This window comes from Bacillus salacetis (genome assembly GCF_003581585.1).
GTDB classification, from domain to species: domain Bacteria; phylum Bacillota; class Bacilli; order Bacillales; family Bacillaceae_B; genus Rossellomorea; species Rossellomorea salacetis.
Genome location: NZ_QXIR01000019.1, coordinates 62218 through 88897 on the forward strand (window position 1 = coordinate 62218; position 26680 = coordinate 88897).

The 26680-nt window shown below is 41.8% G+C and carries 32 protein-coding genes and 1 pseudogene; 7 read left to right on the forward strand and 26 right to left on the reverse strand.

The features are described 5' to 3' along the window. Window positions 1-8: 8 nt before the first annotated feature. Window positions 9-1091 (reverse strand): annotated as a pseudogene (locus D3H55_RS14275) (citrate/2-methylcitrate synthase). A 113-nt stretch (window positions 1092-1204) separates the two neighbouring features. Here D3H55_RS14275 and D3H55_RS14280 point away from each other — a divergent pair. After that, a complete protein-coding gene (locus tag D3H55_RS14280; protein ID WP_119547769.1) occupies window positions 1205-2083 on the forward strand; it encodes a LysR family transcriptional regulator in 879 nt (292 codons plus the stop codon). Window positions 2084-2107: 24 nt separating this feature from the next. Here D3H55_RS14280 and D3H55_RS14285 read toward each other — a convergent pair whose 3' ends face one another. Together D3H55_RS14285 and D3H55_RS14290 are read right to left on the reverse strand one after the other, a co-directional pair. Then, complete coding sequence (locus D3H55_RS14285) at window positions 2108-2455, reverse strand: hypothetical protein (protein WP_119547771.1); 348 nt, start codon at window positions 2453-2455, stop codon at window positions 2108-2110. A 66-nt stretch (window positions 2456-2521) separates the two neighbouring features. After that, window positions 2522-3400, reverse strand: coding sequence for an alpha/beta fold hydrolase (locus D3H55_RS14290; protein ID WP_119547773.1), 879 nt, complete (start codon window positions 3398-3400; stop codon window positions 2522-2524). 187 nt (window positions 3401-3587) lie between these two features. Here D3H55_RS14290 and D3H55_RS14295 point away from each other — a divergent pair, with 187 nt between their 5' ends. From D3H55_RS14295 to D3H55_RS14305, 3 genes are read left to right on the forward strand one after another with little or no spacing between them, the layout of a single operon-like run. Further along, on the forward strand, window positions 3588-3791 hold the full coding sequence (locus D3H55_RS14295) for a hypothetical protein (RefSeq protein ID WP_119547775.1): 204 nt from the start codon (window positions 3588-3590) through the stop codon (window positions 3789-3791). A gap of 33 nt (window positions 3792-3824) precedes the next feature. Then, window positions 3825-4418 (forward strand): STAS domain-containing protein, encoded by a 594-nt coding sequence (locus D3H55_RS14300; RefSeq protein ID WP_338067947.1) that lies wholly within the window; start codon window positions 3825-3827, stop codon window positions 4416-4418. Beyond that, entirely contained in the window at window positions 4419-4979 is a 561-nt protein-coding gene (locus D3H55_RS14305; RefSeq protein WP_119547777.1) for an HAD-IA family hydrolase, read from the forward strand. It abuts the gene before it with no gap. Between the two features lie 167 nt (window positions 4980-5146). Here D3H55_RS14305 and D3H55_RS14310 read toward each other — a convergent pair whose 3' ends face one another. Continuing rightward, window positions 5147-5764 (reverse strand): hypothetical protein, encoded by a 618-nt coding sequence (locus D3H55_RS14310; protein ID WP_168413104.1) that lies wholly within the window; start codon window positions 5762-5764, stop codon window positions 5147-5149. Between the two features lie 306 nt (window positions 5765-6070). Here D3H55_RS14310 and D3H55_RS14315 point away from each other — a divergent pair, with 306 nt between their 5' ends. After that, window positions 6071-6994: a tetratricopeptide repeat protein gene (locus tag D3H55_RS14315; protein ID WP_119547780.1), complete on the forward strand. Its 924-nt coding sequence runs from the start codon at window positions 6071-6073 to the stop codon at window positions 6992-6994. Between the two features lie 143 nt (window positions 6995-7137). Here D3H55_RS14315 and D3H55_RS14320 read toward each other — a convergent pair whose 3' ends face one another. From D3H55_RS14320 to D3H55_RS14355, 8 genes are all read right to left on the reverse strand, one after another. Further along, the gene (locus tag D3H55_RS14320) at window positions 7138-7539 is read right to left on the reverse strand and encodes a DUF3021 domain-containing protein (RefSeq protein WP_119547782.1); all 402 of its coding nucleotides are present in this window, start codon (window positions 7537-7539) and stop codon (window positions 7138-7140) included. Further along, the gene (locus tag D3H55_RS14325; RefSeq protein WP_119547784.1) at window positions 7536-7991 is read right to left on the reverse strand and encodes a LytTR family DNA-binding domain-containing protein; all 456 of its coding nucleotides are present in this window, start codon (window positions 7989-7991) and stop codon (window positions 7536-7538) included. Before D3H55_RS14325 ends, D3H55_RS14320 begins: the two co-directional genes overlap by 4 nt. A 154-nt stretch (window positions 7992-8145) precedes the next feature. Then, window positions 8146-8610 (reverse strand): DinB family protein, encoded by a 465-nt coding sequence (locus D3H55_RS14330; RefSeq protein WP_119547786.1) that lies wholly within the window; start codon window positions 8608-8610, stop codon window positions 8146-8148. A 98-nt stretch (window positions 8611-8708) separates the two neighbouring features. Further along, entirely contained in the window at window positions 8709-9593 is an 885-nt protein-coding gene (locus tag D3H55_RS14335; protein ID WP_119547788.1) for a TIGR01777 family oxidoreductase, read from the reverse strand. Window positions 9594-9841: 248 nt separating this feature from the next. Continuing rightward, window positions 9842-10855 carry a DUF3231 family protein gene (locus D3H55_RS14340; RefSeq protein ID WP_119547790.1) on the reverse strand — a complete coding sequence of 338 codons (1014 nt, stop codon included), beginning with the start codon at window positions 10853-10855 and terminating at the stop codon, window positions 9842-9844. A gap of 117 nt (window positions 10856-10972) precedes the next feature. Beyond that, window positions 10973-11578, reverse strand: coding sequence for an ABC-2 transporter permease (locus tag D3H55_RS14345; RefSeq protein WP_119547792.1), 606 nt, complete (start codon window positions 11576-11578; stop codon window positions 10973-10975). Then, complete coding sequence (locus tag D3H55_RS14350; protein WP_119547794.1) at window positions 11571-12437, reverse strand: ABC transporter ATP-binding protein; 867 nt, start codon at window positions 12435-12437, stop codon at window positions 11571-11573. Before D3H55_RS14350 ends, D3H55_RS14345 begins: the two co-directional genes overlap by 8 nt. 5 nt (window positions 12438-12442) lie before the next feature. After that, a complete protein-coding gene (locus tag D3H55_RS14355) occupies window positions 12443-12814 on the reverse strand; it encodes a GntR family transcriptional regulator (protein WP_119547796.1) in 372 nt (123 codons plus the stop codon). A 257-nt stretch (window positions 12815-13071) separates the two neighbouring features. Here D3H55_RS14355 and D3H55_RS14360 point away from each other — a divergent pair, with 257 nt between their 5' ends. Next, window positions 13072-13701, forward strand: a complete 630-nt coding sequence (locus D3H55_RS14360) for a class I SAM-dependent methyltransferase (RefSeq protein ID WP_168413105.1) — start codon at window positions 13072-13074, stop codon at window positions 13699-13701. 1117 nt (window positions 13702-14818) lie between these two features. Here D3H55_RS14360 and D3H55_RS14365 read toward each other — a convergent pair. The 14 genes from D3H55_RS14365 to D3H55_RS14435 form a co-directional block, all read right to left on the reverse strand. Continuing rightward, window positions 14819-15955: a glycerate kinase gene (locus tag D3H55_RS14365; protein WP_119547800.1), complete on the reverse strand. Its 1137-nt coding sequence runs from the start codon at window positions 15953-15955 to the stop codon at window positions 14819-14821. Between the two features lie 125 nt (window positions 15956-16080). After that, window positions 16081-16458, reverse strand: coding sequence for a MaoC family dehydratase (locus tag D3H55_RS14370; protein ID WP_119547845.1), 378 nt, complete (start codon window positions 16456-16458; stop codon window positions 16081-16083). Window positions 16459-16681: 223 nt separating this feature from the next. Next, window positions 16682-16894, reverse strand: coding sequence for a choline transporter-like family protein (locus D3H55_RS14375; RefSeq protein WP_240628588.1), 213 nt, complete (start codon window positions 16892-16894; stop codon window positions 16682-16684). Between the two features lie 226 nt (window positions 16895-17120). Further along, window positions 17121-17696, reverse strand: a complete 576-nt coding sequence (locus D3H55_RS14380) for a histidine phosphatase family protein (protein ID WP_119547802.1) — start codon at window positions 17694-17696, stop codon at window positions 17121-17123. 26 nt (window positions 17697-17722) lie between these two features. Beyond that, on the reverse strand, window positions 17723-18010 hold the full coding sequence (locus D3H55_RS14385; protein WP_240628589.1) for a YciI family protein: 288 nt from the start codon (window positions 18008-18010) through the stop codon (window positions 17723-17725). 307 nt (window positions 18011-18317) lie between these two features. Beyond that, window positions 18318-19319: a phosphotransferase gene (locus D3H55_RS14390; RefSeq protein WP_119547804.1), complete on the reverse strand. Its 1002-nt coding sequence runs from the start codon at window positions 19317-19319 to the stop codon at window positions 18318-18320. 151 nt (window positions 19320-19470) lie between these two features. Continuing rightward, window positions 19471-20091 (reverse strand): nucleotidyltransferase domain-containing protein, encoded by a 621-nt coding sequence (locus D3H55_RS14395; protein WP_205685488.1) that lies wholly within the window; start codon window positions 20089-20091, stop codon window positions 19471-19473. A gap of 48 nt (window positions 20092-20139) precedes the next feature. Then, the gene (locus D3H55_RS14400; protein ID WP_119547808.1) at window positions 20140-20823 is read right to left on the reverse strand and encodes an HAD family hydrolase; all 684 of its coding nucleotides are present in this window, start codon (window positions 20821-20823) and stop codon (window positions 20140-20142) included. A gap of 235 nt (window positions 20824-21058) precedes the next feature. Beyond that, the gene (locus D3H55_RS14405; protein WP_338067946.1) at window positions 21059-21256 is read right to left on the reverse strand and encodes a PspC domain-containing protein; all 198 of its coding nucleotides are present in this window, start codon (window positions 21254-21256) and stop codon (window positions 21059-21061) included. Window positions 21257-21498: 242 nt separating this feature from the next. Continuing rightward, a complete protein-coding gene (locus tag D3H55_RS14410) occupies window positions 21499-22752 on the reverse strand; it encodes an aminopeptidase (RefSeq protein WP_119547812.1) in 1254 nt (417 codons plus the stop codon). Window positions 22753-22850: 98 nt separating this feature from the next. Continuing rightward, entirely contained in the window at window positions 22851-23039 is a 189-nt protein-coding gene (locus D3H55_RS14415; protein ID WP_119547815.1) for a hypothetical protein, read from the reverse strand. A 383-nt stretch (window positions 23040-23422) separates the two neighbouring features. Next, window positions 23423-23992 carry a dienelactone hydrolase family protein gene (locus D3H55_RS14420; RefSeq protein WP_119547817.1) on the reverse strand — a complete coding sequence of 190 codons (570 nt, stop codon included), beginning with the start codon at window positions 23990-23992 and terminating at the stop codon, window positions 23423-23425. A gap of 145 nt (window positions 23993-24137) precedes the next feature. Continuing rightward, window positions 24138-24518: a hypothetical protein gene (locus D3H55_RS14425; protein WP_136035713.1), complete on the reverse strand. Its 381-nt coding sequence runs from the start codon at window positions 24516-24518 to the stop codon at window positions 24138-24140. Window positions 24519-25238: 720 nt separating this feature from the next. Beyond that, on the reverse strand, window positions 25239-25535 hold the full coding sequence (locus D3H55_RS14435; RefSeq protein ID WP_119547821.1) for a hypothetical protein: 297 nt from the start codon (window positions 25533-25535) through the stop codon (window positions 25239-25241). Window positions 25536-25990: 455 nt separating this feature from the next. Here D3H55_RS14435 and D3H55_RS14440 point away from each other — a divergent pair, with 455 nt between their 5' ends. Further along, entirely contained in the window at window positions 25991-26374 is a 384-nt protein-coding gene (locus D3H55_RS14440) for a hypothetical protein (RefSeq protein ID WP_119547823.1), read from the forward strand. Window positions 26375-26680 lie beyond the last annotated feature (306 nt).

The window sequence follows — 26680 nt, forward strand, 5'->3', positions numbered from 1 at the left end:
CCCTTATCTCACAACTCCCCTATATACTCCGATTGCGGCCGGTAAATCACGTTATTTTCAGCCTGTTCCAGCACATGGGCCGTCCAGCCGATCACCCGGCTCGCCGTGAATGTCGGGGTAAACAACTCAGGTTTGAGGTCAATCGATTTCATGATCGCAGCTGCGTAAAATTCAACATTCGTATAAAGTGACCGCCCCGGTTTCACCTCTTCGAGAACATCGATTGCCGTCGCTTCGACATGAAGCGCTAGATCCAGAGAAGTGTCCGCTCCGCTGGATTCCAGCAGTTTTTTCCTTAAGGCCACAGCCCTTGGATCATGTGTTTTTTAAACCCGATGGCCGAAACCCATCAATTTCTCTCCATTCTTCAACTTTTCCCTTATGACGCTTTCCGCTCTTTCCGGTGTTCCGATTTCAGTCAGCAAGTCGATCACGCCTGATGGTGCGCCGCCGTGCAGGAACCCTTTCATCGTGCCGATTGCAGAGGTGATGGCAGAAACCAAATCCGATTCGCTGGACGCCGTCACTCTCGCCGAAAAAGCGGAAGCATTCATGCCGTGTTCCAGAGTCAGGATCATGTAGGTTTCAAGCGCATTGACCACTGCTTCCGAAGGTACCTCCCCGGTTAACATATAGAGATAGTTCGCTGCATGGTCCATTTCAGGATGTGGTTCGATGAATGGTTTCCCCTCCAGCTGGCTGTTTCGATAGGCAATGATGGAGGGAATCACGGCCGTCAGCCTGATTGCCTGGTCAATCGTCGGTTTCCAGGAATAAGAGGATGAACCTTCTGCCGATACCGCTGTCCTCAGCACACTCATCATATCCATATCTTCAGGAAGATGATCTATGATGGTTTTCATTGATTCTGTCAAAAAACGATTTTCTCGCAGCGCCGACTTCAATTCCTCTACCTCCGCTTCTGAAGGCAACTCCCCATGCCAAAGCAGGTAGGCAGTTTCCTCGAACGACAAGCGGTCAGCCAATTCGCCGATTTCGTGTCCACGATAAATCAGGATCCCTTTTTCACCATCTATATGACTGATCTTCGTCCTGGCTGCAACAATTCCTTTTAATCCTTCCTGATACATTTCTACATCCCCTTTTTAATTTGATTAGTTTCATTGTATGATAGTCATATAATTAAGAAAATTAATGATTTTAAAAGAGATTGATTACTATTTTTAATCAAAGGGGGATGGGCATGGAGCTTAACTGGTTGAGGACGTTCATCACGGCAGCACACTATACTAATTTTCGTAAAGCGTCAGAGGTGCTTTTCATTTCGCAGCCATCTGTGACTGTACATATTAAACAATTGGAAAAAGAGCTTGGGGTTTCCCTTTTTGATCGGGAAGGAAGAACGCTGAAATTGACGGAAGCAGGGAGAATATACTTAAATCACGCGCAGAAGCTGATCGGTTTTTATGAAGAAGGCATCACGGAGCTCCAGTCGTACAGCCAGGGATATACGTCGAAACTGACGATTGCGATTTCACCCCTGATTGCTGACAATGTCCTTCCCTATGTCCTAAAGCAATACTTGAAAAAACACCCGGAAGTAGAGATTTCTGTCAAAATCATTGAATCGAAGGAGATCGAGAAAGCCGTACTGGAGGAAAAAGTCGATATTGGGCTGTCGTGCCTTCAGACCTTCCTTCCTGAGCTTGAAACGAAATTGCTCTACACGGATAAGGTGATCATGGTGGCACCCCATGATGGACGGGATGCTGAATCTGCCTATCCTCTCGACGAAGAAGAACTCCTGGCTGACAACTATCTGCTGACCCATAATCATCCTGATTATTGGAACGACCTATGCCGGACCGTGAAGCTGTTTTACCCCGCGGCAAGAATGATGGAAGTGTCCCAGATCCATATTACGAAACGGTTTATTGTCGAAGGACTCGGTGTATCGTATCTTCCCTCTTCAACTGTAAGAAGAGAACTGCTTGAAGGAAGGCTCCTCGAAGTCCGTACCAATACCTTCGAATTACCAGATGCGAAAACGTACGCCATCCTTAAATACGAACACAAGGAACAAAAGGAATTCTTGAAATTCCTTTCCGGATTCAGGCTGTAGGGAAAGAGTGAGGCGTCCCTCTTCCTACTCATCAAACAAATTTATTATGGAACGCATGCTATGCACCCGCCCTGAGAAAATAAACAGATCATCATAGTTATGCTGAACAAACTCTTCGAGGATGACGAGTTTTTCATTGACTTTTTCAACATTCTTCAACGTCTGTTTTTCTTCATCCTCATATTTAGTCAGGCGGAATAGTTCGTCTGCCAAAATCTGAAACCGGAACTCCTCCACAAGCAAGTTCAGCCGGTACAGGATATCCTGATTCAACACAATGAAAGAATTCTGCTCATAAGTTCGCTTGACCAGGTCCAGGAACCCTTGAAGATTGACTGCAAGCAGCTTGGCTCTTTCGATATTGACATTCATGTCCACGCCTCCCCATTTTTCCTTCCTATTAATATATAAGGCAATTTATAGGGATTGATGACGATTTTAATAGTTTTTATGGAGAAACCTTTTAATTTCCTGATTGATCTCAAGCAAATGCCCTTGTGAAGGGAAATGACCCATGTCATAAGCTTTAAAGATTGTGGAGACCGGTAATATTTCATGAACAGCCGGATTCAACTGTTTTGCAGGGAAGAAGATATCCCTTTCCCCTGCTATCACCAAAGTGGGGGCTGTATAATGCTGGAGTTCTTTCTTTGCCGTTAATTTTGGCATGTCCTGCTCAAGCCTTACATATTTAAAAATATCCCCGATGATTTCTCTGTCTTTCTTTTTCAACGATGAATCCGATAGTGCATCTGCTATCTTTTCGAGGTGTTTCTCAGAAGCCGTCCTATTGAATAAAACCATGGGAACCAAAACATCTTTGATCATTTTGAGCTTGGGCCCCATTTTAATCCCGGCGGGCGAAACAAGGACGGCGCAGGCGATCTTATCCGGTTTGAAGGCAGCCAATCGTAAAATAATGCCCCCGCCATAAGAAGGTCCGATGAAGGCACACCGTTTGACATCAAAATAATACATCAGTTCTTCAATCCACTCTGCAAAACTGTGATCCTTGGCGGATATCCTGTTTTCATCACTGTAGCCCGGGTGCCCGATCGTATCTGGGGCATAGATCCGATAAGACTCCGCTAACTCGGTAAACCAGGACAGTGTCATGGGATTGATGCAGTTTCCTCCTTGAAAAATAAATAACGGCTTTCCATCGAGTGGCCCTGCAGCAAGAACGTGAGTGAGGCCGTGGCTTGTATCCACGTAGACTCTGTCGATCATGATACCCAATGATTCTACATAGCCTTCATAGTGCCGGTTGATGTGCTTCTTCCCTTCTGAGCTCTTATAAATGGATGTGTGTTTCATCATTCATCCCTGCCTTACTTTGCATATTGATATATAAATTCAACATGACGAGTCAATTTACCTACCAAACATCTCATCTTTCCAATTAGTTTTCAGTATACAAGCATACATAATCGTTTTGTTTGTGGTTCTGTTCCGAAACAGATAGAATGGGTGTAGCTCACATAGAAAATAGGTGAAATTACATATGACAGAACTACTAGTCGATGCATACGAAACAATTGAAGATGCAGCTGATCACGTACTGGAGCTCATCAGCAAATTTGTGGATGTTAATACCTTTTTCATAGCAAGAAATGATAAAAGAGAAGTAAACATTGTCCGTGCTTTTAACAGGGACGAAGTTGTCCTGCCAACAGGCTTTGAAACACTCTATGGCGATTCGTTCTGACAATTCATTGTCAAAGGTGGGCGGGAACCACTAATCATAGAAGATTTGAATGTTTCAATGCTTACGAAAGACATGGATGTCACAAAAAGCCTTGGCGGCGGCTCACTTATCGGAGTCCCGATTTATTATAAGAACGGGGAAAATTACGGTACACTTTGCGGAATGGATCTCCGTCCATACCATTTTAGTGAAAAGCACAAGGACCTATTCAAAGCAATGGCGAAACTCCTTGGGAACGTATTGGACTTGGAGAGGAAGACACATCAGGTACAAATGTTATCTGTTCCCCTCGTCCCCATTTTTGATCATGCAGCAGTCCTCCCCCTCATTGGAGAAGTGGATTCTGAGAGGACAAACCTTATCATGCAGCATACCCTTCAGGAGGCGGCCAAAGGTGATTATGAATATATCGTCTTTGATCTATCGGGATTGGCGCAAATTGATTCTGAGAACGTTGGAAATCTGGTAAAAATCGCGGATTCATTGAAATTGATCGGTGTGACAATGATCCTGACAGGTATACATCCCGATATTGCCAGGAAAGCAATCGAAACCGGAAGCGACTTCTGTAAGATCCGGGTTGAGGGAAGTTTGAAGGAAGCGATTAAACGGATAAAGGGTGATTAAATGAATATACTTTGGGATTTCGACGGTACATTGTTTGATACATACCCCGCATATACGAAAGTGTTTTCTGCCGTTTTGGGAGAAAAGGCAAAGCCTGAGGATATTTATAAGCAATTAAAAATCTCCTATACCAATGCATTGAATTACTATGAGGTGTCTGAAGAAGATCAGGCTACTTTGATGGAGTTGAGGAAGAAATTAGCTCCTGAAGAGATGAAGCCGTTCGATCATGTTGAAGAAATCCTTAAGTGGGCAGACAAGAATGTCATAATGACGCATAAGTCAAGGAAAGGCGTCCTGGCTATTCTCCAGCATTATGGCTGGGAACACTATTTTTCCGATATCGTGACCATCGATGATGGCTATGCCCGCAAGCCGGATACGGAAGCGTATGTATATCTGCACAACAAGCACCACATCGATCTGGCCATTGGCGACAGGGAACTGGATCTGATTCCTGCCAAGAAGCTGGGAATCGCCACCTGTATATTCCAGACTGAATGTGAAATAGCAGATTATCAGCTGCAGGATTACCGCGAATTTTTCAAGCTGGGGTTATGATTTTGATTTTTACCGCTGCAGCTGAAGCGGTAAAATTCTTTCGGTCATGTCCACGAGAAAAGGACAATGTCATACTGCCGGCACCATGTTTGGCAGCTAATAAGACCCGTCATATGACGGGTTTTTTAGTAAGAAGATTAATCTTCTGCTGTTGATGCTGCCATTAGCTATGACAGCTCTTTTTTAATCAATCCATATTCTTCTTTAGTAAATGAATCTTCCCCATACCTCACTTTTTCATAAATGGGGATGATCTTCACCGGACCATTTATCCTTTCGAACCACTCGCGGATTGTTTCCTCTTTTTTCTTTTTGTTGGTTTGACTCAAATTTGCCTGCCAATTTTGTATCAGCTTGCGGATGTCTTCTTCGGCTGATCCTTTAATATTATTAGATATTCCACAGATTGATCTATCCAGATCTTGTTTGGCGTGGTCATTTTCAAGCTCGGAATGATCCCAGCTTTTTTTCTTTCTCTTCTTTCTTACAAAGAAACCAACGATCAGGACAATGATCAAAAAGATGGCTGTTATCAGTAAGATAAGGTTTCTTTTAGAAAATACTGGATTGGCATTACTTTTGAAACCATCCAGTCCATCCAAAAGCTCAGTGACTCTCTGCGAAGCTTGTACAGCCACACCTTCATCATCCCCGGAATCCTCAAGAAGTGTGATATCTTTGGTAGTTCTTTCATTTTCTGTAAAATTACCCACATATTCTTTTTGCTGTTTTTCCTGCATTTCTCCATAATATGTTCTTACTTGCTTGGAACCATTTTGTGCCAATGAGGAAAATAGTAGAGCAAGAGATATTGATCCTGCTAAAAAAAGTAATATAAACGTCAGCTTTTTCAATACAAGGTACCCTCCAATCTTGCCGTTCAGTTGGGGTGACTGCTTAATCGAATCGGAGCCACCTCGTTGAAAACCTCTCTTCCATTAAATTAGTTCAATAGAACTTCCCGTAATCCTCCAGAGAATCTCTGATGAAACGAATTTGGTTACTCCACTTTCCATCATTTATTGATTAATTCAAAAAGTCATTGCATTACAAAGTAAAATAAATTACTCTAAAACAAAAGGGGGATGATTATGATTAAAACTGTTTTAGACTTTTTAACTGTCCAGAAAACTGCAATCGATTTAATTCAGCAAGAAAAGTATAGTGAAGCAATTTCTTATTTAGAGGAGGCGAAGAAGGAGTTTCCATCTAAGATTGATCGAATAGGACACTGGCTGGCAGGAATTTATTGTATTCAAAATGACCAAGAAAAGGCTCTATCAGAATTAAGCGAAGTTCTGAATAAAGGCTCCTATTGGAATCCAAGCCTATTGGCAAGTGATTCTGATCTAGCGCTCATCCATGCCACTGACAGGTTTGCGGAAATCATACAAAGTTGTGAAGAATTATATGAAACTCATAAAAATAATTCCAGGTCCCTTCATTTCACAATAGGAAATCATTCATCAGATACCTCTATCACTGCCTTGCATTGGAAAGGTTCCAACGCCTGGGACTTCTCAGAGCAGATAGCTGCAGATGAGCTAAAAAAAAGATTTTCAATATCCTTCATACAGTCTTCGCAATTATTCAGCCATGGCTGCTATCATTGGGATGATTACAATGCCGCTAAGAAGGATATAGTGAAATCACAAAATGAAGTGGATGCCGGGGTTGAAACATCCTTTCGCAACAAGATCATACTGGGGGCTTCCCAAGGAGCAGATACAGCGATCAATATGTATTTGGAACCGGAAACAAAATACGATACCGTCATCGCCCTGGTACCCACCATGGCAAACCTGAGCCTGATTGAGGAGAGATTTAAGGACCAAGGAAAACAAACAGGCAAGTTGATCATAATCACCGGAGATCATGATCCTTTCTATCAAAATGTCCTGAAGGCACAACCGGTCTTTGAAAAATGTTCTATTCCTCATAAATTGATCGTCATTGAAGGAATGGGGCACACACTGCCTGATAACCTTGAGGAACTAATAATAGAAAACATTTAAACTTGAACGCATTAAGAGGAGAATTTAATAAAAGAAGCAATAACCGGAGGCCGCTGCTTCCAGCTATTGCTACTTTTACTTAGGCTGTTTTGGTATCATGTTCTTCAATCAAGATACACCTCTGATAAACTATTTATCTGCCTCTACCTCTTCACAGAATCATTCATCTCACTTTCCACCTTTTTAAAATAGGTATAGAATGCGAACCAGAAAATCAAATAGACGACGATGAAGCCACCGATCCCCACTACTATCGGGATGAGGTTGAATGGCAGCCAGCCAATATATAAAGCCAGCGGGAACCAAATGAAGATGGATATGACAAAGTGGATGGACGTTTGTTTCAAAGGGCTCCACTGGTCCACTTCAAATAACTTTGAGGAAGCACCGAAGTAAATTCCCATAACCATGCTGCCGAGCATGCTAAGCCAGATGTCCGACACTGCTGCATCAATGTCCTGCAATTTCAGAATGGTTAAGGCGGTGAAGGTGAAAAGTGCTGTGAAGCCAAGGCCGATGAGGCTTCTTCTTAATACATCAATCATTTTGTATCAACTCCCAGTATTAATTTTTGTTTAAGCTCCTGGACATATTTCCGGGACACGTACTCCTTGCTTCCAGAGTGAAAAAACACACAAAGGCTTCCGTTAAAAGCCAATTCGAAACGGTTGATACGGTTCAAGTTGCCGATCGCGGATTTCGATAGACGGCAAAATCCGTGGCTTTCCAGTAAATCTTCTGCTTCGTAGAGTTTCATATTCAGCTCGATGGATTGTTTGTGGATGGATGCAAACACTTTTCGGTTTACGGCGAATACATAATCGATTTCATCCGGGGACAATAATATTGATTGCTCCCCTTCTGAACCTACAATCCGATTCGGAGATTTCTGCTCCAGTTTCTTCACCAATGCCTCCAGCTCCTCAGACCATTTCCCGGCATGAATCGTAATGAAGGTTTCGTCGTACTTTTCGTGAATCTCGATATTGACCCTCATCCCTAACCTCCTTTCTTCATCCTTACTATATCAGCCTCATTCATGAAAATTGGTTGTTTTTGCATAACATGCCTCTATTTATGTATGACTGGCAGGATTAATGTAATAAAAAAGTTCAGAGTCAAATGCTCTGAACTTTTGTTACGATATTCAGTCAGCGATTTTCCGGCCAGGAACCCTGCATTTTTCTCAGTTGAATGATCTGGCCTGTGTGGTAGGCATCGTGGAGCATGATGTCCAGCAGTTTTTCTTCTAAAGAACTTTCAACGAAATCCTGTTCAGGCAGACCGTTTATAGCCTGTCTAAGATTCGCCTGGGCTTTTTCCACTCGCTGCACTACAGCATTCCACTCATGACTGGAAGAATCGGTAAGCGAAAAAGTTTCCTCGCCATCCAGGTTGTTTTTCCATTCACGGCCTTCCAATTCTGCCGCAAGCCTCTCTTTATAATAAGTAAGGTGGTTCACATTTTCCCAAATGGATTTCGTTGCTTTTCCTTCGGGTTTCCAATCTGCCTGTTCAGCAGTAAGGCCCTCGATTGCATGATTGAAAGGGGCATACCAGCTTTCTTTATCAAATGTTTTGTCCAACAGATTTATAAGTACATCTTTCCTCTGCATTTCGTTTCCTCCATTTCCTCACTTCATTTAGTAATTAAATTCTCCACTTCTTGACCACTTCCTGCTTAAATCTTGGGAATGATGTGGTTTCATCCATTTTATCGCAGTATAGTACGCAGTGTTTTATCAAGTGTTTCAAATGTAAAGGTATATCCTGCATTTTCCAGACGGTCCGGCAAAACCCATCTGCTTTTCAAAACCAATTCTGTCTCGGTCTTGATTAAGGCTGCCCCCATTTCCAGCATCCATTTCGGTGACGGGAGACCAAAAGGCACATTCAGCGTATTCCTTAGTTCCCTCATTAACTCCCGATTAGAGACGGGGTTAGGTGCAGCACAATTAAACGGGCCGCTCAAATGTTTATTCTCTTGTAAAAAAAGAATGATTTGGTACAAGTCTTCTATATGTATCCAACTGAACTTCTGCTTTCCTGTTCCCTGGCTGCCGCCAAGTCCAAATCTCACTAGGTTGCGGTAAGGAGTCATGACACCTCCGCCTTCACCAAGTACGATCGCAATACGCAATGCGATTTGTCTCGTATTGGGTAAAACAAAGGAAAAGAACGTTTCTTCCCATTGTGCCGCAACATCTACAGAGAATCCTGTCCCGAATTTGCCTTCCTCTTCCGTCATCGGCCGATCCTCCGCATGACGATATATCGTGGCCGTACTCGAATTCATCCAGGCTTCGGGTGGATCCACACAAGAAAGAACGGCCTCTCCGAGTGTTCTTGTGGTCCTGACACGTGAATCCATGATTTCTCTCTTGTTTGCTTCATTGTATCGGCAATTCACTGATTTACCTGCCAGATTGATGAGCATTTCCGATCCTTCCAGAGCTTCTTTGATTCCTGCTCTGTCATCCCAGGAGATATGAGGATGCTGCCTTGATATAATCTTCACTTCATACCCAGACTTCCTGAATTTATCTTGTAGGTATTCCCCTATGAACCCGGTCCCTCCTGCTATGACCACTTTCTTCATTCAATCACTCCTCAGTTCCTTACAGCATGGTTATTTTAAATTTTACTAGAAATTCAAGGCGAGCGGGAAAAAAATCAAAAAAAGAAGAACCTCTCTGATTCAAAGAAGTTCTCCTTTTTTTAAAAATGTAACGATTAGATGGGTGCCTGACTTGAGATAACAATACTGGCATGTATTTTCTTCCTTTTTAACATGTGAGCCAGTGCACGATTGTTTTAAATTGGTTCACCAGACAATGGGGAAAAGTATCACTTTTTATTTTTCCCCAGCTGATCACGATTTGGAGCCGCCGGCGGTTCTTCCAGCCACCTGTTTTCTATCATGATGTTGGCGCCATCTTTGGCATATAGCCCAATTTGAAGAGATAACTTTTCATACAAAAGTGTCAAATCGGATCTCTGGCTTGCTGCTGCGGCCGCAGCGTAGTTGCCGAAACCGGCTGTGCTCATCAGGCTCATATGAAACATCATCAATTTTTCCGAAAAGACAGCAGTTGTACTATCCGTAATGGCATGGTCTGCCGAAATAGGTGCCTGAATATCATCCTTCAGCAAGATGGCCGAGAACTTAGAGATATGGTCTTTGGAAATCTCTTTTCCTTTTTGCATATATTTTTTGACTTCCGGCGACTGGGCGGTCTGCATGAAACCAGATGTCAGCATGACACCGGTTTGATTGGTTTCAATGTTTAAACTTAAGTGAGAGATTTCTATGGAATTCAGTATTCTGTGAGAAGTCATGGGATTCATCCCGCTCAGATAGCTTTTATCATGGATAAGGCTGACTTGTTTCGGATAAGGAATGTACGGCCTCCTTAAATAAAGGCCCATCGCAAGTGCGACATCTGAAGCCAATTGATACAGCTCCTCCACGTTCCTTAAACAACTGCCATAAAGCTGGCGCATATCTTTTCTTGCTGCCAAAGCCAGGCTTGCAGTATGTGTGACCATCCCCACCCGGCTCATGTGCAGGATATAGGTCAGCTTGAAGGTATCCGTAAATAAATCTGGAGCACCGAGCTCCACGTCTTTCTCAGTGAAACCATAAGGAACCGGCATGTTTTCCATGTGGTAGATTTTCTCATATTCAAACAAATGCCGTAAAGCAATATCATACGCTTTCTCTATAGCCGGCTTGATATCCTCATTCTTCACTTTTTCCTTCATGAACCGGATGACCTGGATGGTCATGCTGTCGTAAAGAAAAGAAGACCATAATGTGCTGATTTCAGCTGCAGTTAAACTAATTTGTTTATTTTCCATCGCTACCTCACCATTATAAGAGTAATATGCTTTTATTATGGTGGGAACGACGGATAATATACATTTCCCTTTAGCACATTAAAGCGGTGGGGGACAGTCCCCCACCGCTTTAATGTGCTAAAATGCTTTCTTCTGATAGATGATATGGGTGACTCCCCAGGATACGGCATAGACAGCGATAGCAGACAATACCGCACCAGTATACATAGCCGAAACAGAGAGATTCAAAAGAAATTCTGTAATGGACGTTAATTGTTCACCCAATATGAGGGCTATCTGAGGCCCGATACTTGCCAATACTAGAAAACTGATGAGCACGAAGGTGAAAATGTAACCCGGTTTGAAAAGATAGAACAACGGAAAGGTCAAAGCAGCAAATAGTAAAAACAAGCTGCTCGCCATTGCTATATCCTTCAATGAAAATGGCTTGCCCATTAAAGTAAATGCCAGGCAGGTCACAATTATGGCAATACCCATATAAACAATAGCGCCCAAATATCTGGAGGCAACAATTTCCGTCCTTGTATACGGCAGTGAATTCAATAGAATATTCGTTTCTGCCTTTTCATCATAGGCATGTGTATTAAACGGAATGAAAATACTCGCAACGAGGAATGTTAATACCGGATGTGAATTCATTAAAATGAAAAACAGGATAAATGGAATGAAGAATAAGAGCTGTTTCTTCTGCAGGATTACATCCCGTCTGATCAAATTAAACATGCTGCACATCCCCCTTCAAGTAATACATGATATCTTCCAGTGACGCCGGTTCAATCACAACCATATCTCCGAACGTATCTTTTACAGCCTGAACATCATCAGTCAGGGCCTCGAAACCGGTCGATGCACGGGTAACATGGACAAAGTGCTTTTCCGTATCGCGGTCCAGAAGATCCAGCCCTCCCTTAACAAGTGCGTAACTTTCCCCCGTCTCGTGAATGGAATTGTGAAACTCAAGCTCTCCGTTCCTCATGAAGGCAATGTAGTCCGCAATCCTGTCCAGATCGGAAGTGATATGGGTGGAGAAAAAAATCGTGCGGTTCCCATCGATCATCAGTTCCTGCAGCAGATCAAGCAGCTCCCTTCGAAAAATCGGGTCAAGACCTGCAGTCGGCTCATCCATGATAATCAACTCAGCATGATGAGAGAGGGCAATAGCCAGTGATGCCTTCATCTGCATCCCCTTCGAAAAGGTTTTGATCGCTTTATTCAATGGAAGATCAAACTTCCCGGCATAATGATAAAATAAAGAATCATCCCAGCGCTTATAAGCAGGGCCCACTATTCTCTTGATATCCTTCAGGGTCAATCCTTCAAAAAACACATTGCCATCGTAAACAAATCCGATAGGTTCTTTTATCTCTTTTTCATGTGTTGCATAGTCCAGACCGAACACCTTAACCTCCCCATTATCAGGCTTCAAAAGATTCATCATCATTTTGATCGTGGTCGACTTTCCCGCACCATTGGCACCAATGAAGCCCGTCACAAAGCCCTTCTTCACTTGTAAATCAATATTTTTTACGGAAAAATCTTTAAATTGCTTTGTGACTTTTCTTAATTCAACTACATTTTCCACCTTGTTCACTCCTCATATAAAATGGTCAGTAATTCCTTAATCTCCTCAAGCGGCAGTCCTATCTCTTTACTGTTGGCGATGACGGAACCCAGCTGCTCTTCAATGACTTTCAGCTTCTTTTCCCGAATGATCTCCAAATTCTGTTCAGCGACAAACGAGCCTTTCCCTACTATCGAATAAATGAATCCTTCCTTCTCCAGCTCCTCATAAGCCCGCTTAGTCGTTATCACACTAATTTGCAGATCTTTTGCTAGTTTACGCATTGAAGGAACAGGATCTCCCTCCTGAAGTTCCCCTGCCAGAATAGATGCTTTTACCTGATTCGTAATTTGCTCATAAATAGGCTCCTTTGAGCGGTTGGATATGATTATTTGCATGAGATCCCTCTTTTACACTTGTGTCTTCTTCAGCACTATCCGTTATAATGTATATACTTAATATACACATTATATACACATGATGTTTTATTTTCAACAGTCATTTTTATTAATAACATGGATTCACTCAACAATACGTTACAAGCGTACAAGCATAACTGGAAAATAATGAATAATATAGTTAATAACTATTACTACTTTTAATAAAAAAACAAAATCAGTAATCTATTAATCTTTTTAGAAAGGAGTTGGCAGTTTTGCCGATTACCGTGATTGAGAATTGGAAAGATTTAGAACCGGAAGTATTGAAGCATATTAAACAAACGGATGTTGTCGTCGATATAGGCTGCGGTATCAAGCCGCAGAATTTATTTACACCAAAGGTTCATATTGGTATCGAACCTTATTCAGAATATATTGAGCACTTGGAAAAGAACCTTGCAAACCGTGACCGTACCTTCATATTTATCAACAGCACCTGGGACATATTGAGAAAATTCCCTTCCAATTCCGTTGATACCATAATATTTACAGATGTAATCGAACATCTCAGCAAGATGCAGGGAAAGAAATTGCTGAAAGAAGCAGAGAGAGTCGCGAAGGTTCAAGTCATCCTGTTTACATCATTAGGATTCCTTCCTCAATGCCACCCCGATGGCAAGGATGCCTGGGGCCTGGACGGAGGAAAATGGCAGGATCACAAATCAGGATGGGAACCAAAAGACTTTCATGATAAGTGGAATATCTATCTGTGTGAAAAATTCCATTATGGTAAAGACGAAGATAATCTCTTTGAAGAGCCATACGGAGCATTCTGGGGAATCTTAAACATTGAACCTGGGGAGGAACAAAACCAGGCATTCACCGTCCTTCTTCCCGGTCAGTAGCGTTCAAAACACTTCAACATTCAAAAAGAGCACCGGGATCCATTTCCGGTGCTCTGAATTGCGATGAAACAATATTCTATTTCTATACCAGAAAAATAACTCCTCAGGAACTTTTGCAGAGATTCTTTTTGATTCATGGTAATCTCAGGAGTTGTTTCGTACTGTGTTCGTACCTCTACAGATGGGCTTATAATTTTAATAAGGTGATTTTCTTCGATAATCGTAACCCCTCAGCTCTGGTTCCTCCCTATAGCGGAACATTCCTTCGCTATTTGTACCCCTTCAACTCAATTTCTCCCTTGCAGCGGTACATTTCTTCGCTAACCGTTACCCCTCAGCTCTGGTTCCTCCCTATAGTGGTACATTTCTTCGCTATTTGTACCCCTTCAACTCAATTTCTCCCTTGTAGCGGTACATTGCTTCGCTAACCGTTACCCTTCAGCTCCTGGTTCCTCCCTGTAACGGCACGTTTCTTTGTTATTCGTACCCCTTCAACTCAATTTCTCCCTTGTAGCGGTACGTTTCTTCGCTAACCGTTACCCTTCAGCTCCTGTTCCTCTCTGTAACGGCACATTCCTTCTCTATTTGTAGCCCTTCAACTCAATTTCTCCCTTGTAGCGGTACATATCTTCGCTAACCGTTACCCTTCAGCTCCTTTTCCTCCCTGTAACGGCACGTTTCTTTGTTATTCGTACCCCTTTAACTCAATTTCTCCCTTGTAGCGGTACATTTCTTCGCTAACCGTTACCCCTCAGCTCTGGTTCCTCCCTATAACGGCACATTCCTTCTCTATTTGTACCCCTTTAACTCAATTTCTCCCTTGTAGCGGTACATTTCTTCGCTAACCGTTACCCTTCAGCTCCTGTTCCTCTCTGTAACGGCACGTTTCTTTGTTATTCGTACCCCTTCAACTCAATTTCTCCCTTGCAGCGGTACGTTTCTTCGCTAATCGTTACCCTTCAGCTCCTGTTCCTCTCTGTAACGGCACGTTTCTACCAAACCAAAAAGAACTCACAAAAGCAACAAACTAAGAACTACCTAAACACTGCTCAATATTGCCATCACCCCGTTATAAAGCAGCCTGTTAAATCATATGTATCATAGCCTTCCTTCAAAGCTATCCCCGCCACATTTTGACCGTCCGTGCAATATTCCCGGCTAGCTCCTCCGTATACTTTTCTGCATGAAGAAGTGCAGTTTCCAAGGGGATTGCCCCTGGGACGATCGAGTAAACGGCATCAATCCCATGCTCATAAACAGCTTGCCAGCCTTCTCCCAGAGTGCCTGCCACACCGATAACAGGCAGGTTTCGTTTTTTCGCCATCCCGGCAACACCAATCGGCGCCTTACCGTAAACAGTCTGCCCATCTATTCTTCCCTCGCCTGTGATAACCAAATCTGCATCGACCAGATGGTGCTCCAGTCCGGCTGCATCCATAACCAGATCGATACCTTTTCTCATGTCAGCTTCCAAAAAGGCGAGAAATCCTGCTCCAAGACCCCCGGCTGCTCCTGCTCCCGGGATGTTGTCCACGTCTTTTCCGATATCCCGTTTTATCACATGAGCGTAATGAGCGAGGCTGCCTTCGAGAATGTCAATCATTCCTTCAGTCGCACCTTTCTGCCTGGCGTATACTCTCGATGCCCCCCTCTCCCCTGTCAACGGATTATCCACATCACATGCGAGCTCTATGGTAACCTCCTTAAGCCTGGGATCCAACGTGGTCAAATCGATAGAATCAAGGTGACGCAATTCTTCCCCGCCAGGCCCTATTTGCTGTCCGTCTGCTTTCAACAAACGCACTCCCAGTGCCTGGGCCATTCCTGCTCCTCCATCATTTGTTGCACTTCCACCCAACCCGATGATCAGGTGAGTCACACCACTATCCACTGCAGCAAGAATCAATTCACCAGTTCCCTTTGTCGTTGTAAGTAACGGATTTCGCTTTCCGATAGGCACAAGGTGAAGGCCGGACGCAGCTGCCATTTCAATGATGGCCGTTTTCCCATCGCCTGTTATGCCGTAAAACGCGTCAACCGGTACACCAGCCGGACCGGTCACTGCAGCGCTCTTCATCTCACCTTTCGTTGCATCCACCAGGGATTGCACAGTCCCTTCACCGCCGTCTGCCATGGGTACCTTCACAACCTCTGCTTCAGGAAAAATCTTTTCTATCCCTTTTCCAATTGCATCGGCAGCTTGCAGTGCACTCATACTTTCTTTAAAAGAATCAGGCGCTATGACAATCTTCATTTTCATCCCACCTTCCGGATTTTCGAATTTAAAATATACCCATTACATTTGAACCCGGACCCGCCTTTTAAAACCGGCCAATGTTTCTCGCATTCTTTAAATTTTATGTAAAAATGACAGGCAATTCAGTCTCTAATGATTCCATAACTTGAACCGGTGATCACTTCTTCGCCTCTCTGATTTCGATAGATAGTCTCCAGTTTGACTTTCTTCAATCGGTCCGACGGCTCTACATGAGTTAAGGTAACCTCACATGTCACAGTGTCCCCAGTGAAGACAGGACGGATAAACCTACTGACCATTTCCCTTGCGATGTAATTCAAGTCTCCGCCAATCTTCGTTCCAATGCTGGCAGTTAACAATCCGTGGACCATCAAACGTCCATGCTCATCTGGATGAACATGATGTCTGCCCTGGTCTCCTGAAATTCTACCAAACTCCAGTACATCTTCCATGGTAAATGTCCTCTGCCAAGAATATACATCACCAGCTTTCATCAAGATTCCTCCAAATATAAGATAATTCTCCCTCACATTTTATCATTTTCTAATTGCAGCGTTTTCTTTTTTGGCGATTCCATAACCTAATGACAGCTAAAGCAGCATACCGAATAACAAACCCATACTGAATTCACCATTGAAATATCCCCATACTTCCCAACCGGCGAGGATCCCCCTTGAAGCCTGCAGCAAACCCTTCATTCCATCGACCCTCCCCTTATTCACCCTATTGCCCGCGAGTATCTTTCACATATTTTTGATACGCCTTTTCACTGCTCAAGGAGATCAAGTAAGTGCTGATGAATGAGAAGATGGCTACGAACAACAGATAAACAACTGTGTTCGGCTTTGGACTCTCCATAGCAAAATAAGCAAAAACCGTGATGATTACGGAGATTCCCATTGCTTTCATTAAGTGCGGTTTAAATCTTGCTTTCATCTATATCTTCCTTTCGGTAACCGAGTAGCATTACAACAGTAGTTAGACGGAAACACCATTCATTAAGTTTCGTTTCCAAGTGGCCAGAAATTCAGTCAGCAGCTTTTAAAACATCTTCTCAAGTCGTCAAAATGCTTAATTTGCAACCTGTAAAAAAATATTGGGAAAAAGTCACACGAACCGCAAGCAGGATAAGGAAAGGAATCCTCTTTAATTAAATAATGAACTACTCTTTCATTTTCCAGACTCTTGTCACTTCCAACAGCTCCATATCTCTAAATTTCATCCGATAAATATCGGGCTTCGTTGTGCTATGCAGAAAATTAAGATCAAATGCGGGGTCGAAATATCCCATCATCAAGGTCATGACAGCTCCGTGCGAACCAATGACGATGTTTCGATTCTTGTAGGATTTTAAAAGATTCACCAGGACGGTCACCGCCCGTTTTTGACAGTCGGCATTGGATTCTCCACCATTCAGTCCATAATCAAAATTCTTAAATGATTTCTCCAACAGCGGCATTAAGTCCTGGTCAGGCACACGCTGCCCTTCTGAAGAGAACACCCTTTCTTTCAAATTTTCCTGAATGACGACATCCTTGCCGATATGACGTGCTGTTTCTTCCACCGTCAAAATCGACCGGAGATAAGGACTGGAAATCACCTCATCAATTTCTGCATCCTTCAATAGATCCGTTACCACCTGAGCATCCCTGATCCCCTTTTCGGTCAGCCCTCTGGTTCTTTCATTTCCATCCTTCGGTGAATCTCCGTGCCTCACCATATAAACATATGTACTCATCATTATCCTCCGCTCCCAATTTCGGTTTAAATGATCCCCAATTCCCTTTGTCTTTGATGCTTGACATCCAGATACTCCTGGCCGAAATCAGGATTAATATTTTCAAACTTGCTCATTCCTTCGCCCCACCTCTTTAACTCGTAAGTAAAGATCTTATTAATTATCGTCGGATCATTTTCAATGAAATGAAGGACCTCTTCTTTACTTTCTGCATCAATCACGATGGCTCCTCCAGTTAAATCTTCATATGGGCCAGCCAAAATAATGTTTCCCCTGTTAAATTCCTTCTGCACATAAACTGCATGTTCCGGCATAAAAAGCTGGTTATGAAAATGGACATTCTCTCTCTAGTTTTCCGCTGGAGTGAGCGTAATTAAGTATCTCATTTGACCTCTCCTCAATGTGAATGAATTCACATATTTTGTCTGTAAAAATTCCCCTGACTGGAATCATTGTATGCTTAACGCCCTTTACCCTATTATAGAAGGGATTCCGGCTTATAGCCGGGTGTTCCACGCCAGTATTTTATAACAATACAACACTATCTCCATAATCCTATAACTTACCCTTCAAAAAGACTGAAAACGAGGAGAGCTAAGGCTTATCTTCCTCTCGTGTCTCCTACCTCAGCATTGGCCAACGTCTAACACACGCTTTTCCCTCTTGGGATAATACCCATTCAATAAAAGGTTTTTGATCCTTTAGCTGTACTTGCAATTCCAGGACAGGATTTGATACAAAAGAAGCGGTGCATATAAAGAATAAGCTGGCACGTGCCATTGCCACAGGTAACATCTCAACTTCAATACCTGTTAATGAACCATAACCTTTCAAAAAGTGCTTTGCTGACTCTTCATAACCCTCGGTCTTACGAATGGCCCAAAGGAAATACGCAATATCATGAATCCGTTCTCCTCTTTGAAGAAAATCGAAATCAAGGATATTATTAATCTCGTTTCCTTCATTGAACAACAGGTTCCATGGATGCCAATCTCCATGGATAACAACTTTTGGTAAAGAAGCTTCTTTCGGCAGCCACTGTGCCATAACAGATTGATAGAGCTTCTTTGCTTCTTTTATTAGAAAATCATCATGTATTTTCTGCTGCTGATCTGTAAATATTTCCATTCCTTCTTTCAAGACACTTTCAGAAGGATAATTTGACCAGAGAGGAACAGGAATGGCTTTTTCAATCTTTAAAACATCATGAAAATTTCTTAGGACTTGCCCGCATTGGTAAACTTGTTCGCTTGAAAAACGAAAAGGGGCCGATTCAACAAATGGGGTGAGTTGAACGATTCGATTATGGAGTTTGGTATAGTAACACCCTTCTTTAGTATCTAAAGGGGTGAGTGCAGGAACCCCGTTACCCCTCAGCTTTTTTAACAAGATTTTCTCTGCATGCAGGTGCTCTTCAAGGCTTAATCCAGAATGGATTCTCAGGACATATTGACCCGAGGACGTCGTTATTTTGAGATTGACATTGAATAATCCGCCTAATTCTCCATCAATCGTTAATAATTCTCCAACCTGATACTCTTTGCAAAGTTTTTCAACTTCTGAATGATCAGGTTTATATCGAGGCATTGGTACTTCTTTTTGCTTTTCTACTAAACGGTTCAATATTTTTCACTCCCAGGTTGTAAAACCTTCTTCATTACCAGGGTCAATTGTCTAATACATCAGGGATATCTATCATGGCAATTTCTTCAGAAGCCACCGGGTTTTCCGATTGTCCCTTATTTGGCTCTAAGAAAGATGTTGTAAACAACCACTAAATTTCATACAAAAATTCTAGTAATTGTTCAACATCCTTCGCATGGGAGTCTTTTTGCAAAACATTTTCAAACAGGGCAAAGGCTGAAGGATCGTTTTCCCGGAGCCAGCTGAACGCTTTTTTAGGACCTGGAAACCACTGGCCGTTGAGTTCAAAGTAAATTTCCAGGCTGTCTTTAAGCATCCAATGAAACCTGTAATTACCTTCCATATCGTTTTTACCAGACCGGAGATGCATCTTTCTTAGCCAGCTCTTTAAAAAGTCCTTTTCTTCTTCAGAAAGCTGCTTAGGCCCTTCATTAAATATTGCATTTATTTTTGATAAGAACCTTTCAGCCATGCCTTTATCATCCAGTAAAACTTTACCCCTGTTTACCCGCAAAAATTGATCGGGTTTCATCATCAGTTCAGTGCTATAAACCCAGACATCTAGCTGTTTTCCTTTGAACAACTCGACATCATTTCGGTCCTCACTATCATCTGCGAAACAAATGATATCCAGATCACTTTCTTCAGTAAAGTCACCTGTGTTGTAAGAACCATATAAAATGATGGTATGACAATGGTATTTCTGCTGTAAGTATGTTTTTATCTCTTCAAATAGAGCTTCTAAATCCACTCTCATTCCTCCTGTATTCAATATTAAACAATCATTCTTAAACAAAATTCATTGTTTATTCATGCTTATTGCAGAGCTTCTGACTATCTCCAAAATCTCTTCAGGTCTTTTTAATTTGGGAAAGCCAGCAATATCCGCATTATGATACCAAGCTGCCTGATAGGCCTTCATGCCAACTTTTGACGCTCCCCATAATTCATCTGATCCTCCATCCCCAACAAAAAGAGACTCAGAGGGATGAACACCCAAATTATCACAGGCAGTATGATAGATTTCCGGACTGGGCTTGGCGCAGCCTGCACGATAGGAAAAGACCACATCATCAAAAAGATCGGCTAACCTGGAAGTTCTCCATCCATGGACTTCTTCAGGAGCACAGTTGCTGATAAGACCGACTTTGATGTTTAACATTCTCAATTGCTTTAAGACGATTACTATTTCATCGTCTATATCTTTGAAAGGAGCTAACTTTGATTGTACTCTTCGTGTATGTATTTCCTTAATCACTGTTTCATCTGCTGTTATTCCTTGTGAGCTGAGTATATCCTCCAGGACGCTTTGATGGGTAGAAAAAGTGCCGTCCATTCTCATTTCCCGGCGTGCTGTCCACTCTTTCTTATAGATTTCAAAATCAAGGCCTAATTCTTCCACAGAGTAGGCTGCCTTTTTCTTATTATCCTCCCATTCTGTTATCAGTGTTTCATACAGATCAAAGAACACAGCTTGTATCAAATAAAGCCCACCTCATTAAATGTATTAGTATTGCTTGAACATTTCCGCCATACCTTTATTCTCTTACTTTACAATCCTACTATTAAAAAGGGTGAATTCGACTTTTTGATTGTTAGAACCTAATTCATATAGATTCATATCCTAAAAAGGTATTTTTGTTGGGATTTTTCCTGCCCTCCCTTCCCTCAGTAGAATGAACTAATGAATTATTCTGCTGAATCGCACGAATGACACATTATAATGAAGGAGGACTATCCGGAATTGTGTTGGCGAGAATTAAATAGATTATTATATTCGCGGGTAGAAAAAGAAACAGAAGCCTTACGCCAAACGAGGAAACACCTAAATATTCCGCTATCCCCCCACACACACCGCTTATTGACCTGTCTGTTCGCGATTTTCTTAGCTTATCCTTCATTTCACTCCCCCTCATTCGCACCCATCAATCTAATGTATTAGTTAGACGGATATTTATTGAAAATAGTTTCGCTTATTCAGCTCTCCGTTACTTGAGTAAAGGCAGATGTGCTTCCGCCTGACCTGCTGTAGACATTTCCTTAGACCTATCATCTTCCACACTGGAATGAAATGCAGCCATATAATCAAGACTTTTGGAATGACTATAAGTCGGGCCATCACAACTACTATTTTCATTGCTGCAAAAGTTCTGCCGATTTAGAATTGAAAGTCCCCATCCTTCATTAGCAGGACTTCCGTTCCACCTTCTTGAATGCCCACTACGTTCAAATCTTTGCTGCCAAAGGTCACATTGACCAACAAAAGTGAAGCGTTCAAACCTGCTTCCTTCAACTCTTCATCTGTTTGTTCACTGCCATTCTCGATATTGGAAGGAGATGCATTTCCGATTCCTATATGACAGGCCTTATTTTCATCAAACAAAGTATTGTAGAAAAGAGTATCTGCCTGTGCAAGCGGAGATCTTTGGGGGACCAGGGCAATTTCACCCAGATAACGGGAACCTTCGTCTGTATCGATGAGATTTTGTAACGCGTCCTGTCCCTTTGCGGCATAGAAATCGATAATCCGTCCATTTTTGAATATCAGATAAAAATCATCGATGACACTTCCCCCATAGATAAGAGGTTTAGTGCCAGTCAACTTGCCATTCACTTTATTTTTATGCGGAGCAGTGAAAATCTCTTCCGTAGGAATGTTCGGAAAGAAAGGTATCCCATCTTTATCTGTGACACCCCCACCGACATAGCGGTGATTTTCAGGCAGACCGACGAATAAATCCGTTCCACGGCTATTTGTAAAATGCAGGGCTTTAAATTGACTGTCGTTCAGGAATTTTTTCCGGGACTCAAAGGTTCTATTGTGAACCTCCCAATCTTCTATAGGGTTTCCCCCATCCGCCCGTGATCCTTTTAAGATTAATTTCCATAATGATTGCAATGCTTCTTCCTTGCTTTGGTTTGGAAATACCTTAGCTGCCCATGCTGCGTACGGGACAGTCAAAAGGCACCAGCGTATCTTGTGTGATCTGATTTTCGCATGATGATCACTCAATTTGGTCCGAGAAGCTTTCTGGTAACGGCTTATCCTTTCGCTTGATACCTCATTAAAGACATCCAAGTTCTCAGAAATGATATGGATGTAAGCAGCACCTGCATCGTCCCACTCCTTCATGCGGGCAGCCCGCCAATCAGGAATGTGATCAATGACACGATCTGCTGCATTCAAGTAAAATTCTTTGTCAGACTGCTCATCTGTCCAATCGATAAAAACATTTGCAGCCCCTGCCTTATAGGCTGTTATTTGGATCAGACGAGCGAAAGGAGCATTTTGTATATCACTATGAATAATCAGTAATTGATTTTTTTGGAGATTTACACCAGCCCTCACAGCCAGCTCTGCATACTTTTTTAGCTCTGCCTCATTGATGAATTCATATATTCCTTCATTCATTGAATTTCCCTCCTTCGAAGTTTTTGTGAAAATCTCTACAGAACCCTCCCCTGCTCGCACTAATTTTCACCCTTACTTAAACAATGGTCCGCTTCTGTTCAATCAACGGGTCCATTATCATCTTGTTCATTAACCCTATTTAACTCTCTCTTCTTGAAAAAAAAGATAACGACTATGCAAACCATACCCGTTAAATAGGAATAATTCTGGCTGCCAATGGCTTTATAAGTTAGAAATAGTATGCAGGCTATTGATAAAGCAGCAATAATCATTTTCTTTCTTGTCAATTTCTCTCCTCCTTCTTCTTAAAGACCGTTTTCGCATATATTGTTTTTATGGGAAAATATCAAGTTTCACCTGAATTCCAAGGTTTTACTTTCGAAAAAGAAAGAGCCGCTCTTTTATTACCTGCTTACCAGGGTTTTTACGGCGATTCACCTCGATATTAGTTGAAATTCAAATTGGATAGCAACAAAGTTTACGAAAGTAGCCTTCCTAAATGAAAAGAGCTGTCCCGATGTTTGAATAGGAAAAGCTGAAGACGGAATTACGGTCTTCAGCTTTTTCCATTTATCCGATAAAGCACATGTTGATTGAATACAACGTTTCAACCTATTACTTTACTAATCCAGCATGTGGATACTGTCTGTTTATGTATAAAAATTAACTATCACTCGAGAAATTCGAGGACACGCTTGATGACAAGTTCCGTTGCGTCAGCATCGTAAGACGGTAAACTACTGTCCGTAAAGAGATGTTCCTTGCCTTCGTATAGAAAAAGTTCAGCATGATTGGTTGAATCCATAAGCTCACGGGCCGCATTGATGTCGCCATCCTCTACGAAAAATGGATCTCCACTCATAGCATGAATCTGGACAGGCAAGCCATCCGGCCACTTAGAACCGAACGCCGATGCAGGGAGACATGCATGAAAAAACAGGGCACCTCTCGCGCCTTCGCGAGTTTGAGCGAGCTTTTGTGCTGCCGGTACACCTAATGAAAACCCAGCATAGACGATATCCTCGGAAAGCTCGCTGGCTGCCTGAACGCCCCGCGCTGTCACTTCTTCGAATCCAATTTCCTTCACAAATCCCAAGCCTTCCTCCAAGGAAGAGAAAGTGCGGCCATCAAACAAATCCGGCACATGCACAATATGACCCGCTTCTTTCAGCTGATCGGCGAATGCTTCAATCCCCTTTGTTCTGCCTAATACATGATGAAACAACAAAACCTCTGCCATCGTACATTCCTCCATTTTTATTTAATTTCTTATTTCTAAATTTCGACAAAAAGCCCGTTAGACCTGCAAGAACTTTACCATTTATATATATTCACGTAATAGAAGGGAACCAAATTTCTTTTGGGGATTGTATTATTCATCCTTATTATCGAGTTAAAGTGAATGTTTCTGTATTGTCGTTCCATTTTACTGTCACTTCAATCTCTGCATCTTCTGGGATTTTTGAATCAGTAGCCCTGGATTCTCTATCATCCCTGATTGAACCATTTTTCTTTAACGGTTCTCCTTCTCTGCCAAATCCACCGCTTATACTATCGACGTCATAAGCGATATCTCCAACGGAATCAATGTCTTCTCCCTTGTACTTGAGTAAAAAATTTTCTTTTTCAAACGTTTCGCTGTTCTGAGTAATTTTCAGTTCAGCTTCCCAATTATCTGATTCCCCAGAAAATATGACCTCTTTGGAATTGCTGCAAGCAGCTAACAGCATCAACGATACAATCAGCGACATTAACTTTCGAAGCACCCTTATCCATCTCCTTCAATTGATTTTACAACTTAACTCAAAAATGAAGTGTTATCTATGCTTGGATGATATCTCTATAATAATTTGACGAATATCTACTCCTGAATGTTTCAGAATCTGCCATTGACCTGTTCTGTTCCTACAACTTCACCAAGAAAGCGGTGACCCTTTTTAGACAAACGCCACTTTATTATTGAAAATCCAACCCATTAAACTAAAGAGAACTCTATTGAAGTGCAAAATCATCCAGCTAGTTTGTCTATTGTTCTTTGTGCAATTAATACCATAACGAATGAAAATTTGAATAACAGACCTATGGCAGCTATAGTTAGCACTCTTAACGTCCACTTTTGCTGAAACAGCAAGAAGTAGCGTAATTACTAGTAATGCGAGTAAATTTCAACTTCCTTGTCGACCGTTTAATTCTGTTAAACCAGCAAAAGCAAATCCAAATAGGTTTCTATTCATACCTTAATCTCCTTGGTGATGCTGAGATAACTGATAAGAGCCGGCTTTTTTTCCTCAACCGCCTCCCGTTTGGTAAAGAACTTCAGGTACTACTATAGTCTCCATCATATTCAAGAACCTCAATTACATTAGACCAGAGAAGGACTGTTCCTACGAAATCCTTTATGTCTAAGCCTTTCATTGCCTCGCAATTGATGAGGAGTATTTTTGTTGATCCAAAAAGATGGAAGGCGGCTGGTTGCCAGCTTATTTTCAGGACGATGTTGTATTTGGCGGATTACCCATTTGTCCCAGCATTATAATCATGACCACAACTCCCGCACTGAATAGCGCAATATAAATGGCAATTCCAGCAAGTATATTTTTTTCTGTTTTTTTAACGAAAGCCATAATCCCAAAAACCAAAGATAATATGATGGACAAGGCGATAAGAGATAAACCTAAATAGACGTTAATCCTTATTAGTCCATAAAGCATTGCAAAGAAAAATGGTATTGGTAAAACGCTAAATGTTAAAGACCAGTAGCTTAACCAAGAGAACTTTTTCAATACCCTCACTCCTCCTTATAAAATTCTATTATTCAGTTGTTCTTATTGATTAACGCTTTAGTAATTAGACGAATGATCATCCATCATAGTTTTAGTTTATTCAATTAATGCTGGCCTTTACTTAAACAGAGGGAGGCTGCTTGTTCTGCAAATGCCCTCTATAAATGAAGATGAACTTACTCACCGCCATTTGTATATCTGTTCTCTCCCATCATTTCATAAGAACTCGGAATTGGATGTATTTACAATTTGGAAGTAAAAGAGAAAAAGAAACATTTTGATGAAACCTCCCTTCTGCCGACAAAAGAAATGGCAGAAAAGATTATCGAGAATGATTGACCAACAGGGCAATCGCGTGGCTGCTTTTTTTTTTACGTATATGTTAAGAAAATAACAAGTCGGGGCGAAAGATAGAATACGATATGGTATCCTGTAGGTATTAGGAGGAAATCAACATGAAAAAATGGGTTCTGATAGGATTATATGTCGTTCTATTTACGCTATTAGGCGCTTGCGAAGGTGTAGTAGAGAAGTATCAAAACTACACTGGTGAAGGGGAATACTGGACGGCTGAAGTTTTATTGGAAGATGAAAAAGATAGGCAGGAACGTTCGGTTTCTTTTTATTATCAAGGAAATAACCTGCAATTCAAACATTTTAATTACAAGGTTGATAGTCCCATGTTTATGATTGCTGGTGAAAACAAGCGTTTAAACGGTCGAGGCTTTTTCTCTGAAGGTGGTTTCCGTTCCAATACCATTAGCCATCCCAACCAATTGATAGTTACCATCCAATTCGGTGACGAAGAGGAAGAGATTATCCTCAAACCCGAAAAATAAATTCAAAGGTCCGGCCTTAAGTCTCCTGGCTTGGAGTTTGGATTGTTTAGTAAATGGGAATTATTGTTGTTATTCTTGCGTCTCCAGTCAATAAATAAAGCGAATAATTATATACTACCTTATATTTTTATATCACCTAAGTATACGGTTATCCCTAATTCAATTATAAATTTTCAGGATATAATCATAATAATTTGGTCTTCAATTAACCCGCCCAATCGTATTATAAGGTCAACCAGATTTATTATTTTTCTGGTTGACCTATTTTTTATAGGTTATTCTTTAGGTAGTCGGGGTAGGACGTAT